Annotated in this window: 18 protein-coding genes; 12 read left to right on the forward strand and 6 right to left on the reverse strand. The window is 28.7% G+C overall.

The window, feature by feature from the left end; all coding sequences use genetic code 11:
• Positions 1-47 precede the first annotated feature (47 nt).
• From D3Z07_RS00995 to D3Z07_RS01005, 3 genes are read right to left on the reverse strand one after another with little or no spacing between them, the layout of a single operon-like run.
• The gene (locus D3Z07_RS00995) at positions 48-485 is read right to left on the reverse strand and encodes a rhodanese-like domain-containing protein (protein WP_122892847.1); all 438 of its coding nucleotides are present in this window, start codon (positions 483-485) and stop codon (positions 48-50) included.
• Between the two features lie 10 nt (positions 486-495).
• Positions 496-1,380 carry a cation diffusion facilitator family transporter gene (locus D3Z07_RS01000; RefSeq protein WP_206423290.1) on the reverse strand — a complete coding sequence of 295 codons (885 nt, stop codon included), beginning with the start codon at positions 1,378-1,380 and terminating at the stop codon, positions 496-498.
• A 2-nt stretch (positions 1,381-1,382) separates the two neighbouring features.
• The gene (locus D3Z07_RS01005; RefSeq protein ID WP_076087340.1) at positions 1,383-2,552 is read right to left on the reverse strand and encodes a pyridoxal phosphate-dependent aminotransferase; all 1,170 of its coding nucleotides are present in this window, start codon (positions 2,550-2,552) and stop codon (positions 1,383-1,385) included.
• Between the two features lie 83 nt (positions 2,553-2,635).
• Between D3Z07_RS01005 and D3Z07_RS01010 the strand changes: the two genes are divergently transcribed.
• Positions 2,636-3,226 (forward strand): M48 family metallopeptidase, encoded by a 591-nt coding sequence (locus D3Z07_RS01010; RefSeq protein WP_076087338.1) that lies wholly within the window; start codon positions 2,636-2,638, stop codon positions 3,224-3,226.
• Here the strand turns inward: D3Z07_RS01010 and D3Z07_RS01015 are convergent.
• On the reverse strand, positions 3,210-3,626 hold the full coding sequence (locus D3Z07_RS01015) for a DciA family protein (protein ID WP_076087336.1): 417 nt from the start codon (positions 3,624-3,626) through the stop codon (positions 3,210-3,212). The two genes, D3Z07_RS01010 and D3Z07_RS01015, sit on opposite strands and share 17 nt — an antisense overlap.
• A 118-nt stretch (positions 3,627-3,744) precedes the next feature.
• Between D3Z07_RS01015 and nadB the strand changes: the two genes are divergently transcribed.
• From nadB to D3Z07_RS01065, 10 genes are all read left to right on the forward strand, one after another.
• Positions 3,745-5,196 carry an L-aspartate oxidase gene (gene nadB / locus D3Z07_RS01020; RefSeq protein ID WP_076087334.1) on the forward strand — a complete coding sequence of 484 codons (1,452 nt, stop codon included), beginning with the start codon at positions 3,745-3,747 and terminating at the stop codon, positions 5,194-5,196.
• Positions 5,196-6,575 carry a sodium:proton antiporter NhaD gene (gene nhaD, locus D3Z07_RS01025; RefSeq protein WP_076087332.1) on the forward strand — a complete coding sequence of 460 codons (1,380 nt, stop codon included), beginning with the start codon at positions 5,196-5,198 and terminating at the stop codon, positions 6,573-6,575. The genes nadB and nhaD overlap by 1 nt, the downstream gene beginning before the upstream one ends.
• Positions 6,576-6,752: 177 nt before the next feature.
• The gene (gene guaA / locus D3Z07_RS01030) at positions 6,753-8,288 is read left to right on the forward strand and encodes a glutamine-hydrolyzing GMP synthase (protein ID WP_076087330.1); all 1,536 of its coding nucleotides are present in this window, start codon (positions 6,753-6,755) and stop codon (positions 8,286-8,288) included.
• Between the two features lie 158 nt (positions 8,289-8,446).
• The gene (locus D3Z07_RS14410; protein WP_076087328.1) at positions 8,447-8,755 is read left to right on the forward strand and encodes a DUF4282 domain-containing protein; all 309 of its coding nucleotides are present in this window, start codon (positions 8,447-8,449) and stop codon (positions 8,753-8,755) included.
• A 103-nt stretch (positions 8,756-8,858) separates the two neighbouring features.
• The gene (locus tag D3Z07_RS01040; protein WP_122892849.1) at positions 8,859-9,335 is read left to right on the forward strand and encodes a TlpA family protein disulfide reductase; all 477 of its coding nucleotides are present in this window, start codon (positions 8,859-8,861) and stop codon (positions 9,333-9,335) included.
• Positions 9,328-9,999: a cytochrome c biogenesis CcdA family protein gene (locus D3Z07_RS01045; RefSeq protein ID WP_122892850.1), complete on the forward strand. Its 672-nt coding sequence runs from the start codon at positions 9,328-9,330 to the stop codon at positions 9,997-9,999. Before D3Z07_RS01040 ends, D3Z07_RS01045 begins: the two co-directional genes overlap by 8 nt.
• A 15-nt stretch (positions 10,000-10,014) precedes the next feature.
• The gene (locus tag D3Z07_RS01050; RefSeq protein ID WP_076087321.1) at positions 10,015-10,440 is read left to right on the forward strand and encodes a DoxX family membrane protein; all 426 of its coding nucleotides are present in this window, start codon (positions 10,015-10,017) and stop codon (positions 10,438-10,440) included.
• 101 nt (positions 10,441-10,541) lie between these two features.
• Positions 10,542-11,120, forward strand: coding sequence for a pseudouridine synthase (locus D3Z07_RS01055; RefSeq protein WP_122892851.1), 579 nt, complete (start codon positions 10,542-10,544; stop codon positions 11,118-11,120).
• Complete coding sequence (locus D3Z07_RS01060; protein WP_122892852.1) at positions 11,120-11,287, forward strand: rubredoxin; 168 nt, start codon at positions 11,120-11,122, stop codon at positions 11,285-11,287. The genes D3Z07_RS01055 and D3Z07_RS01060 overlap by 1 nt, the downstream gene beginning before the upstream one ends.
• 1 nt (position 11,288) lies before the next feature.
• Positions 11,289-12,149, forward strand: coding sequence for a DMT family transporter (locus D3Z07_RS01065; protein ID WP_228200559.1), 861 nt, complete (start codon positions 11,289-11,291; stop codon positions 12,147-12,149).
• Between the two features lie 9 nt (positions 12,150-12,158).
• Here D3Z07_RS01065 and D3Z07_RS01070 read toward each other — a convergent pair whose 3' ends face one another.
• Positions 12,159-12,797: a CatB-related O-acetyltransferase gene (locus tag D3Z07_RS01070; protein WP_122892853.1), complete on the reverse strand. Its 639-nt coding sequence runs from the start codon at positions 12,795-12,797 to the stop codon at positions 12,159-12,161.
• A gap of 66 nt (positions 12,798-12,863) precedes the next feature.
• Positions 12,864-13,079, reverse strand: coding sequence for a cold-shock protein (locus D3Z07_RS01075; RefSeq protein WP_076087311.1), 216 nt, complete (start codon positions 13,077-13,079; stop codon positions 12,864-12,866).
• A gap of 280 nt (positions 13,080-13,359) precedes the next feature.
• On the opposite strand from D3Z07_RS01075, the gene D3Z07_RS01080 reads away from it, so the two are divergent.
• On the forward strand, positions 13,360-13,926 hold the full coding sequence (locus D3Z07_RS01080; protein WP_122892854.1) for a pentapeptide repeat-containing protein: 567 nt from the start codon (positions 13,360-13,362) through the stop codon (positions 13,924-13,926).
• The last annotated feature ends 61 nt before the right edge of the window (positions 13,927-13,987 follow it).

Here is a 13,987-nt window from a genome sequence, read left to right on the forward strand (position 1 = left end):
AATTATATCTAAAGAGTGTTTGTTTTTTTATTATTTAAAATTATATATTATTTTTGTGTCGGGAGTTTTGCTTTTAACCAATCAAATTTAAATCCATATTTAACATTATAAATATCGTTAAAACCTTGTTCTGCAAGTAGATTACTAGCAAGTTTTGTTCTAGAACCACTTCTACAAATTAAGATTATTTTTTTTGACAAATTCTTATTTGATGCTTGATAAATTTCTCTTAAAAAAGATTTATTAAATGCTCTTTTTCCATTTTTTGCATAAAAAATAGGAATATTGATAGAATTTACTGCTCTTAATTCTTTGAATTCTGCTTTTGTTCTAACGTCAATAAGTAATGCCCCATCTTCTTGCATTTTATAGGCTTGTTTAGCTGAAATATCATCTTTATAAAGTTTTGCAGTATTGTAGTTTATTTGAGCATTTAAAAAAGTGCTTAAAGCTAAAATAAGATAGATTAAAAAAGTTTTTTTCATAGTTTACCTTCTATTTCATATCATTAATTGTAAAATCATCATATGGATCCATATGAATATTTATTATCCAATCTCTATTTTTGTCTAATTCTTCAATTTCATGTTCTATTTTATCACTAACTCTATGTGCATCCATTAAAGTAATGATACAATCAAAAACTAAATGAACTTCTACAAAAGTTTGATGACCAGCTTCTCTTGTTTTTAAAAGATGATGAGTATTTACTTTTTCTTTACTTTTTATAATATCTTCTATTTTCTCTACAATATCATGCTCAACTGCACGATCAAGTAGTACTAATACACCATCATGAATTAATTCATAAGAAGAGTAAATAATATATAATGCAATTCCACTTCCAACTAGAACATCAATTATTTCATAGCCTGTTAAGTGAACTAAAACCAATGATGTTAATACAGCAACATTTGAGTATACATCAGTTTTATAATGTAAAGCATCTGCTTTTATAACCATAGAGTTTGTTTTTTTAGCAACTTTGTTTAAGTAAATTACTAAAGAAATAGTTATTATTAAAGATATAATCATAACTGTAATAGATGTTCCCATATATTGTGAGATTTCACCATTAATTGCTTTTTTGATTGCTTGATAAAGTAAAAATAAACCAGAAATTGTAATTATAGTACCTTCAATAACTGAAGCCAAGGCTTCAATTTTTCCACGTCCATAATTAAACTCTTTGTCTGCTGGTTTTTCTGAATTCGATATTGCAAAATAGTTAAAAAGTGAAACAAACATGTCAAGAACTGAATCAATTGCTGAAGCTAAAACAGCAACTGATCCACTAGCTATTCCTATAACAAGTTTCATAATAGTAAGAAGTGCCGCAACTGAACTTGATACGACTGTAGCTTTTTTTTGAAGAGTCATAATTATTTACTTTCTACAAACTCTTTGATTCTTTTAATACCTTCTTCAATTGTTGCTAGATCTGTAGCAAAAGAAAATCTAATATATCCTTCTGTTCCAAATGCTAAACCAGGTACTAAAGCAACACCTTTTTTGTCCAATAAATCTGCACAAAATTGAACTGAATCAGAAGTTACACCTTGAATATTTACAAATAAGTAAAATGCACCATCAGGATTAATACAAGTAAGACCATCAATGTTATTAAATGATTTTACAGCAATATTTCTTCTTTTTTCAAATTCCGTTCTCATTACTTCTATCATATCATCCGCTTCACCTTCAAGTGCAGAAATAGCTGCATATTGAGTGATTGAATTTACATTTGAAGTTACTTGACCTTGAAGTTTTGTCATGGCTTTTACAAGTTCTGTTTTAGGTGTTGCTAAATAACCAAATCTCCATCCTGTCATTGCAACTGATTTACTAATACCATTAATTGTAACAGTTCTCATATACATATCGTCAGATACTTCAGCCGCAGCTGTAAACTTCTTCCCATCGTACATGATCTTTTCATACATTTCATCTGAAAATACTAAAATATCTGTACCTTCAAGTACTTTTCCAATAGCTGTTAACTCTTCTTTTGTATAAACAGCACCAGTTGGATTAGAAGGAGTGTTTAATAAAAGAATTTTTGTTTTAGAAGTAATTGCTTTTTGTACTTGTTGTGCAGTTACTTTAAAACCTGTTGTATCATCTGTTTCAATAATAACAGGAACTCCATCAGAGAACTTTACTTGTTCTGGATAAGTTACCCAATATGGAGCTGGAATAATAACTTCATCACCTTTTTCAATTAATACTTGAAAAAGATTAAATAATGAGTGCTTAGCTCCATTACTAATGATAATGTTTTCTAATTTATATTCTATATTGTGATCTCTTTTTAACTTATTAATGATTGATTGCTTAGTTTCGGTAATACCTTCTACGGCTGTATATTTTGTATGTCCATCAATAATAGCTTGAATAGCAGCTTGTTTAATTACTTCTGGAGTATTAAAGTCAGGTTCTCCTGCACTAAAACTTAATATGTCTTTACCTTGAGCTTTCAGCTCTCTTGCTTGGGCAGTAATTGCCATAGTAACCGATGTAGATAGGTTTTCCATTCTGTTTGCAATTTTCATTAAGATGTTTCCTCTTATATAATCTGTGTTATATTTCTATGATATAATACGTGATTATAACAAAAATAATCTTAAGGAAAAGTTTGGAATTTAACTATAATCTTGATTCTTTGGCACTTACTGTTAAGTTAGAAAACAAAAAACATATAAAACATTGTTATTTGAGAGTAGTTGATAGTAAAGTTCACATAAAAGCTAATATTTATTTCTCAAAACAAGATGCATATGAATTAATAGAGAAAAAAAAGAATTGGATACTTGAAATTTTAGAGCAATCAAAGAAAAATAGTTTTGAGGATGATGAATTTTTATATTTTGGTGAAGTAAAAAAACTAAAAGATTTTAAAATAAAAAATCTAGATAATTTTTATAAAGAAGAGATAAAAATTATAATTCCACCTTTAGTAGAAAAGTATTCAAAGCTAATGAAACTTTATCCAAACTCGATAAATTATAGAAAAAACAAAAGAACATGGGGCTCGTGTAATTATAAAAATGATTTAAAGTTTAATACTCAACTTTGTAAGTTTCCTATGTTTATAGCTGAATATGTAGTAATTCATGAATTAGCTCATATAAAACATAAAAATCATTCAAAAGAGTTTTGGGCTTTAGTTAGAGAATTTTGTTCTGATTATAAGCAAAGAGAAAAAATTTTTAAGACTCTTTTATAATATTTCTAATATTTTCAAACTTTTGATGAATTTTTTCATCATTTGCCTTATTAAAAAAGACACCTTTTGCTCTTTCTTTATATAAAGGTTCTACTTTAATAATCTTTTCTTTTTTTTCTATTTTGTTTGAAATGAAAAAAGCTATATCTGTAACATTTTCAAAGTTTGCTATTTTTAATAATGATTTTATATCGGCTTTGTTATACTCAAATTCCATTTTATAAACAGGATGAGTTAATACAAAATATAAAGTTTCGCCTTTTATATAGGCAAATTTAACTCCTTTTTTTAATTTTAAAGGGAGTACTTCTATAAATTTTTCAATTGTAGAAGAGGTATTGATTTTTCTGAATTCAGGATTTTTTTTAAGATGACTAAGTATTTCATTCAATTTTTTCATACGCTTATTATAGCAGGTTTTATATTATCTTTTAATGGTTGTGGATACAAAGGTGATCCCGTTTATATACAAGACAAACCTACACAAAGTAAAGTAAATAAAGAAGCTAATAAATAATATGGTGTACGATTATATAATAATAGGTACTGGAATTGCAGGTTTAAATGCTGCAAGACTAATCCCTAAAGATAAAAAAGTTTTAGTATTATGCAAAAAATCTCCATGGGATTGTAATACTTTTTGGGCACAAGGTGGAATTGCAACTGCTGTTGATGAAGCAGACGTTCCTGTACATATCCAAGATACACTTACTGCTGGTGTAAACTATAATGACAAAAAAGCAGTTGAACTGTTAAGTCAGAAATCATTTAAAGCTGTTAGAAACTTAATTGATTCTGGTTTAAAGTTTGATTTAAATGCTAAAGGTGAATTAGCATTTACAAAAGAAGCAGCACATAGTAGAAATAGAATTCTTCATGCCGATGGAGATGCTACTGGACGAATGATTCATCTTTTTTTATTGCAAGAATGTAAACACGAGATTGTAACAAATGCTGTAGTAAATGATTTACTTATTGAAGACAATATTTGTTATGGTGTCCAGTTTTTTACAAGTGAAACAGAACAAAGAGTTGTTTACGCACACAACACTATAATTGCAAGTGGAGGAATTGGATCTCTTTATAGATATCATACAAATTCAACTGCAATTGCGGGTGAAATGCAAGGACTTATTTCTCATAAAGGATTAAGTTTAAAAGATATGGAAATGATGCAATTCCATCCAACAGTTGTAAAAGGTACTCACTTTGCTAGAAAGCCTTTGCTTTCAGAAGCTTTAAGAGGTGAGGGTGCTCATATTGTTGATGAAAATGGCTACAGATTTTTAAAAGAGTATCATGAAGACGAAGAATTAGCTCCACGTGATGTCGTATCTCGTTCTATTTTTGATTATCATAAAAAAACTGGTTTAGGTGTTTTTTTATCTTTTGAAATGTTTGAAAAAGAACATTTTCAAAAAAGATTTCCAAATATTTATGCTAATTTGAAAGACATCGGCTATGATTTACCATCTCAAAGAGTTCCTATTTCTCCTGCTTTTCATTATGCAATGGGTGGAATTGAAACTACACTTGATGCAAAAGTTAAAGGTATGAAAAACTTATATGCAGTAGGGGAAGTTGCTTGTACAGGAGTTCATGGTGCTAATAGGCTAGCTTCAAATTCTTTACTAGAAGGTTTAGTATTTTCTCAGATAGCAGTTGAAGATTCATTAGAAAATATTTTTAAAATATCACAAGAAAATTATACAAAAAGTATAAAATCATATATCAGAAATCAAAAGATTGATAAAGATATTAAAAACAATCTTAGAAAGATTATGTGGAAGACAGTAGCAATTGTAAGAGAACCAAAAGAATTAGAAAAATCTTTACATCAAATTAATGATTATTTGAAGCAAGATGTAGGAAGATTATTATTTTTAAGGCTACTTACGGCAAAATCTATTTTGGAAACAGCGTTAAAGCGTAGGGAATCACTTGGCGCACATTATATCAAGGAGAATTAATGATAAAATTATTAATGGCATTACTGGTATCATCAGTTTCGTTATTTGCAAGTTCTGCAAGTACTGGAACAATACCAGATATTACTATGACATGGGTTGGGTTCGCATGTTTATTTATTTTTGTAATAGGGTATTACTTTGTTGCAGCAGAAGAAAAATATGAGATAGATAAAGCAAAACCAGCTTTATTTATAGGTACTTTTATGTTTATGTTAGTAGCTATTTACTACTCACTAAATCACATGGATATGGGCCTTGTTCACACACAAGCACAACATTTAATTTTAGAGATTGCTGAAATATTCTTCTTCTTATTTGTTGCTATGACATATATTGAATCATTAATTCACATGAGTGTTTTTGATGCATTAAAATATAAACTAATCTCAAAAGGTATGACATATAGAAAACTATTCTGGGTTACTGGTTTCTTAGCATTCTTTATCTCTCCAATTGCAGATAACTTAACAACAGCTCTTATTTTATCAACAGTATTAATTACTATTGAAAAGAAAAGATTAGATTTCTTAGTACCAGGTGCTATTAATATTGTTGTTTCAGCTAATGCTGGTGGTGCATGGTCTCCATTTGGTGATATTACTACACTTATGGCATGGACAGCAGGAAAAGGTGCATTTACTGATTTCTTATTCTTATTCCCAGCTTCAATTCTTGGTTACTTAGCAACAGCTATTATTCTTTCTAGATTCGTTCCTAATGAAGTACCAGAATTTGATGTGACTACAGAAGTTAAACCTGTAATGGCTGAAGGTGCAAAAGTTGTAATGTTCTTAGGTGTATTTACAATTTTCTGTGCAGTTATGTCTCATCAAGTATTACATCTTCCAGCAATGTGGGGTATGATGTTTGGTTTATCATTACTAAAAATTTATTCATATGGTTTAAAAAGAAAATATGGTGTGGATCACTTTAATATTTTCCATTCAATGGCAAAAATTGAAAATAATACATTAATGTTCTTCTTTGGTATTCTTGCAGCTGTAGGTGCATTATACTTTATTGGTTGGTTAGCATTAGCAGCAGTTGTTTACGACCCTTCAGTATTAGGACCAACTTGGTCAAATATAGGTGTTGGTTTCCTTTCAGCGATTGTAGATAATGTTCCTGTTATGTCTGCAGTTTTAAAAGCTAGTCCAGAAATGGGACTTGATCAATGGATGCTTGTAACTCTTACAGCTGGTGTTGGTGGATCTATGATTTCATTTGGATCTGCAGCTGGTGTTGGTGTTATGGGTAAATTACATGGTATTTATACATTTGGTGCACATATGAAATATGCTTGGACTATTGTAATTGGATACTTTGTATCTATTGCAGTTTGGTATTTACAATATCAAGTTTTAGGAATTGGACACTAGATAATAGTTTCTTTTCTAAAGAGTTTAAAAGGCTTTCAAGGTTTTCCTTGGAAGCCTTTTTTTATGTAAAAAATAAGCAGAAAAGGTATTAATTGTTTTAAACATAATTAAACAAATTTTTAGATATAATCGCAATAATTAAACGATTTAGATAAATCAAAAAGAGGATATTAAAATATGAAACATGTACCAATTATAGTATTAGATTTCGGTAGTCAATATACACAAATCATTGCTAGAAAACTTAGAGAATCAGGTGTTTATTCTGAAATAGTACCTTATTCTGAAAGTATTGAAGATATTATGGCTAGAACACCTAAAGGAATTATCCTTTCAGGTGGTCCAGCTTCTGTGTATGCTGAAGATTCATATCATCCAGATACTACAATTTTTGAATTAGGACTTCCAATTTTAGGAATTTGTTATGGAATGCAATTAATTTCACAACATTTTGGTGGTTCTGTTATTCCAGCTGATCATCATGAATATGGTAAAGCTAAGTTAAACTTTGAAAAAGAAACTCCAATTTTTAAAGATACAACTGATGGTCAAATTGTTTGGATGTCTCATGGTGATAGAGTTGAAAATATTCCAGCTGGATTTGAAAAAATTGCAACAAGTGAAAATTCTCCTTATGCTGCTATTGCAGATACTCATAGAAATATCTATGCTTTCCAATTTCATCCAGAAGTTTATCATTCAGATGAAGGGGCAAAACTTCTTAAAAACTTTGCAAAACATATTTGTGATTGCGAATCAACTTGGAATATGGGTTCTTTTGCAAAAGAACAAATTGCTAAAATAAAAGAACAAGTTGGAGACAAAAAAGTATTATGTGGTGTTTCAGGTGGTGTTGATTCATCAGTTGTTGCAACACTTTTAGCTGAAGCTATAGGTGATCAGTTAGTACCTGTATTTGTTGATAACGGACTTTTAAGAGCAAATGAAAGACCACAAGTTGAAGCTATGTTTAAAGCACGAGGAGTGCCTTTAATTACAGTTGATGCAAGTGAAGAATTCTTATCTAAATTAGCAGGTGTTACAGACCCTGAAAGAAAAAGAAAAATTATTGGTGAAACATTTATCGAAGTATTTGATAAAGAAGCTAAAAAACACGATGGTATTGAGTTTTTAGCACAAGGTACACTTTACACAGATGTTATTGAATCAGTATCTGTAAAAGGACCTTCAAAAACTATTAAATCACACCATAATGTTGGTGGTCTTCCTGATTGGATGACATTTGAATTAATTGAGCCATTAAGAGAAATATTCAAAGATGAAGTAAGACTTTTAGGACTTGAGCTTGGCCTTCCAAGTGATATGATTGGACGTCATCCTTTCCCTGGTCCTGGACTTGCTATTAGAATTATGGGTGATGTTAATTCTCCTGATTTAGAAATTTTAAGAAAAGCTGATACTATCATGTTAGACGTTCTTCATGCAACTGGGTACTATGATAAAACATGGCAAGCATTTACAGTTTTATTAAACGTAAAATCAGTAGGTGTAATGGGTGATAATAGAACTTATGACAACACTGTTTGTGTAAGAATCGTTAATGCAACAGATGGAATGACAGCAACATTTGCATATATTCCTCATGATATTTTAGAAACAATTTCAAGAAGAATTATTAATGAAGTTGATGGTATCAATAGAGTTGTTTATGATATTTCATCTAAACCACCAGCAACAATTGAGTGGGAATAATTTTCACTCATTTTTTTTAAATCTTGACTTGATGTACTTCTAGTACATCTTTGTCAATCATTGATGAAATCTACGTAAAACTTGTTTAAATATATTTATCAAGTTTGCTTTTTTGATTAACTATAAGCTTTAAGTTAGAAAGTATAGGTATTTATAAAATGGATTTTCTTACATTTAAAACTTTTATTAGCACTGAAATTTTAATAATATTTTATTATTTAGGTGCAATTTTCTTACCCTTTATTACATGGATCTTACTTAAATGGGCTATTAAACGATATAAATTAATAAATACTTCCTATGAGAATATTAAAGAATCATTGTGGAAGACACTAAGCAAAAAACAACAATTAAAATTTCTTTCTTTTTTTATTATTCTATTTATTTTTATGGAAATATTTTGGAGAATGTTATTTGAGTTTTTGATTGCTTATATGCAAATACGAGATGCTCTACTTCAAATTTAAAATAAAAATCTAATATAAGTTAATGTTATATTATCTATTTGGCTAAACAATAACTACACACAAATTTACTACTATTCTTTTATCAAAAAATAAAAGGATAATTATGAAAAAGATTTTATTAGGTTTAACACTATTTATTGGAACTATGTTTGCAGCTCCAGCAATGGCTCCACAATTTGAGGCAACAACAATCACAGGTGAAAAAGTAAGTTTAGATGGTTTTTTAAAGACTAAAAAACCAACATTAGTTTATTTTACAGCATCATGGTGCCCAACTTGTGCTAAAAACTGGCCGTCAATTAACAGTGTTTATAAAACATATAAAGATAGAGTAAATTTTGTATCAATTAGTATTGACCCAACAGACACAGATGAAGTACTTACAAAATTAGCAAATAAACATGGTTTAGTTTATCCATCAGTTGCTGGTAATCCAAAAATTATGGTTGATTTTGGTGTAACTGGACAAGCTACTACAATTATGCTTAATTCAAAAGGTGAAGTTACTTTTAAAGATAGAGGTCATCTAACATTAGAGCAATATACTAAGCTTATAGATGATACATTGAGCAATGAATAGTTTTATTTACTTTTCATTTCTTCAAGGGGTACTTGCATTCTTTGTCCCTTGTGCAGTAGCACTTCTTCCAGCTTATATCGTATCTTTTATCTCTAGAAATAATGTATCAGAACAAAGTAAATTACATCTTTTGTTAAGAGGTTTAAAATTAGCATTTTTCTCAATTTTAGGTATTTTAGTGATATATGCAATTGCAAGTGGTTTAATTATTGTAGCAGCAGAGTTAATTAAAAGTTATATGAAATATGTTGCAATTTCTTTAGGAGCAATTCTTATTATTGTTGGAGTTTTAATGCTTTTAGGAAAAGATTTTAGTGTAAATATTCATATGAATCAAAAGAAGCATGAAAATGAAGTTAAAGAAGCATTTTTCTTTGGAATCGCTTATGCAATTGGAGCTTTAGGGTGTTTATTTCCTTTATTCTTGGTTGTAGCAACACAAGCGTTTAGTGAACCAAATTCTGCTTTAGGTGTTAGTTATATTGTAGCTTATTTTGTAGGTATTAGTTTATTAATGCTAATTACAATTATGAGTTCAATTTTTGCAAAAGATTTTATAAGTAGAAAAATTAATTCTATTTTACCTCATATGCAAAAAATAAGTGCTGTTTTCCTTCTTGTAGCTGGAGCATACATCATTTATTATCAATCATCATTATTTTAAAAAAAGGGAAAATTTATGAATGATACAAAGCAAAAAACTTTAGAATTAGCTTATTTAATATTACGACTTACTATGGGTGTAAATATGCTTACACATGGAATTGCTAGAATGTTAAATCTTGAAGGTTTTAATACATGGATGATTGGGCAATTTAGTAAAACTATTTTACCTGAGTTTATGGTGAGCATATCATCTTATTTAATTCCTTTTGTTGAATTAATTATAGGTATTTTATTAATATTAGGATTATTTACATCTAGGACTTTACTAGTTGGTGCTTTATTAATTGTAGCATTAGTATTTGGTTCAGGTTTACAAGAAAATTGGAATATTATGTCTTCTCAAATGATATATGCAATATTCTTTTTTATACTTTCATATTTTATTGAATTAAATCGATATTCAATAGATGCAATTAGAGAAAAAGTAGAACTTTTATAATATAAAAGTTCTACATCTTACCCCTTCTTTATAAAATTTATATACAATGGCATTAATATTATAAATTAATGTTTAGTAAAAATATATAAGGAAACTATCAAATGTCTAACTCTTTTGAGAATTCAAAAAAACTCTTAGCAGTAAATAAGCCTAAAGGATATTTAGTTACAAGATCTGATGACTTAGGTCGTAAGACTGTTTATGATTTTTTACCACAATGGATTTTTGATGAGCAATGGATGCCAATAGGGCGTTTAGATTTAGACTCAAAAGGACTTTTATTATTTACTAAAGATGGGCAAATAAATAACTTACTTACAAAACCAGGCAGTTGCAATAAGATATATGAAATTTGGGTAAGAGGTCATGTTACAGCTGAACATATTTCTCAAGCTTTAAAAGGTGTTGATAGTAAATATGGTTTACTAAAAGCTTTAATGGTTGAAAAAATTGGAATGGGTGGAGCTAAAACAAAACTAAGAATTCAAATAAATGAAGGTAAAAACCGACATATACGTCGTTTATTTGGAGTATTAAAAGACCCAAAATTTGGAACTCCTTTAAAAGTTTTGAATCTTACTCGAATCAGCATAGGAAGTTTTCCTCTTGATATAAAAAGTGGCCAATGGCGATTTTTATCTCTTGATGAAGAAAAATTGTTACTTAAAAAGGAAGCATGATGAATGATTATCTTTGTACAGTAAGAGGTTATATATATCAACCAAAACTTGGAGATCCTGATGTTGGTATTAAACCAGGAACTGCTTTTGAAGAACTACCTGAAGATTGGGAATGTCCTGATTGTGGTTCTTGTAAAGAAGATTTTGAAGAATTACTTGAAGAATAATATGCTAATAAACTTAAAACTTATGGATAAGGGAATGCTATTTATGCTTTTTAGTGCTTTTTTTGGAGCACTTAACGGTGCAGTTGCAAAAGTATTATCACAAAGTATGGATCCTATTGAGATTGTATTTTACAGAAATCTTTTAGGTGTTTTAATTATTCTTTATACTTTGAAAAAACTTCCTGTTTCTCTAAATATTTCAAAACTTCATTTACTTTTTTTACGAGGATTATTTGGAACAATTGCTATGTTGTTTTTCTTTTATACAATTGCAACAATTCCACTTGGTGAAGCTATTATATTAAATAAAACATCACCATTTTTTGTAACAATTTTAGCTTTTTATTTAATGAAAGAATCTATAAATTTTAATACATTCATTGCCTTAATAATTGGGTTTATTGGACTTGTTTTAATTATTAAACCTTTTGGAATGGTTTTATCAATTGAACATATTTATGGAGTTTTAGGTGGTTTCTTTGCAGCTGCTGCTTATGCAACAATAAAAAAAATAAAAGATATTTATGATGCAAGAGTTATCATGCTTTCTTTTATGTTAATTGGTGTGATAATTCCTTTTTTACTTTTTTTGTTTACGCCTTATGTAAAGTTTTCTATTCATACAGATTTAATTGTTTGGCTTTTAATAGTTTTAATGGCTGTTTTATCAACAGCTTCTCAATGGCTTTTAACAAGAGCTTATAGCTTAAGTCCTGCTAGTATTATTGGAGTTGTAAGTTATACAAGTATTCCTTTTGCAGTAGGTTTTGGAGTAATGTTAGGTGATTTATTTCCTGATATTTTAACGCTTATTGGTATTTCTTTAATTGTATTAGGGGGGATTTTAGTTAGTAAGAAGTAAGTTAAAAATTTAATTTAGAGTATTTTTATTTAAAGTCCAATAATCAAATAGTTTTGAAATTTCGCTGCTACAAATAAGAGGCATACACTCTTTTATTTTATCTTCGCTCCAATTCCACCAGTTCATTTTAAGTAATTGTTCTATTTCTTCTTTTTCAAATCTTGACTTAATAAGTGTTGCTGGATTTCCTCCTACAACTGTATATGGGGCTACATCTTTTACTACAACTGCTCTTGCAGCTATAATTGCTCCATTTCCAATTTTAACTCCTGGCATGATCATTGCTTCACTGCCTATCCAAACGTCATTTTCTATTACTGTATTACCTGCTTTTTCAAAACCGTTTTTTGCATCTTTAAAAATATTTGCTTGAAAGAAAAAAGGATAAGTACTAAGCCATTGTGTATTATGTCCTTGGTTTCCTGCCATCATGAAAACAGCACCAGAACCAATTGAGCAATATGAGCCAATAATTAGCTTATCAACATCGTTTCTTTTATCGTGTAAATATCTAGCACACTCTACAAAATCGTGTTGGTGATGATATCCTGAGTAATAAGAGAATACTCCTATTTCAATATTAGGATGATTAACAGTTTCATTTAATAGTTGTGAAGAAAATTGATTTTTAAAATTGAATAATTTCATTAAAAAGTAGTTTGTTTTTTAAAAAAGTTTATAAGCGGATGAAACCGCTTATAAATGAAGAAGTTACTATTGAGGAGTAACGTTTTCTGCTTGAAGACCTTTTTCACCTTCAGTTACTTCGAAAGTAACTTTTTGACCGTCTTCTAAAGATACTCTTCCGTATCCTGAATTATTAATGTTTCTGAAGTGTACGAATACATCTTTTCCACCATCTTCTTGCTCAATAAATCCAAAACCTTTTTCACTATTGAACCATTTTACTGTTCCGTTAACTAATGCCATATTATTTCCTTTTGTTTGTTGTCTAAAATCTAACTTATGAATCTATCTTGTGGTGTGATTTTACTGCAACTGTAGGTTATCAATATAAAGCATGCCATAAATGAAGTTCTAAATCATCTTTCAATTACCGTTATTCTAACTAAATTTCATTAAATATACAAGAATAATGAACTAATTTAATCAATTTTATTGAAAATATACCAAAAATAGGACTTTTTTACTTAAAATTTTAGATTTTTTTTTATTTTAAATATGATAAAATTAGCAAAAAAAGAGTTTCATGTTTAAAACAAATGATTATTGGGAAGAAGAATTTACAGAATATAAAGATAAATATCTAGATGCAATTTACTTTGACAATTGTACATTTATCAAGTGCGATTTTTCAAAAACTGTTTTTGATAATTGTAAGTTTACTGAATGTACTTTTATAAATTGTGATTTATCTCTTGCTAAATTAAAAAGCTGTACTTTTAATGATGTGAATTTTGAAAATTCAAAACTTTTAGGAATTTCTTGGAGTTCATGTGTTGAACCTTTTGATGTAAAATTTGATACTTGTAATATTTCTCAAAACTCTTTTCATCTTTTAGATTTACGAAAAATGAAATTTATTGATTCTTTAATAAGTGATACAGGTTTTGAAGAGTGTAATCTAGAAAGTGCAGTTTTTCATAATTGTAGTTTGGAGCAAAGTGTCTTTATAAGTAATAATATGAAAAAAGCAAATTTTGAAACATCTAGAAATTATCTGATTGATCCAAAAAGTAATGATTTACAAAAAGCACAGTTTTCTTTACCTGAAGCTTTGAGCTTTTTATCATTACTTCCTATAAAGTTAAAATAAGTTTTTTATATAAATGTTTATATATTTAAGTACAAATGTCTAGGTGCTTTGTTATACTGAG

This window comes from Arcobacter peruensis (assembly GCF_003711085.1).
Lineage (GTDB): Bacteria > Campylobacterota > Campylobacteria > Campylobacterales > Arcobacteraceae > Poseidonibacter > Poseidonibacter parvus.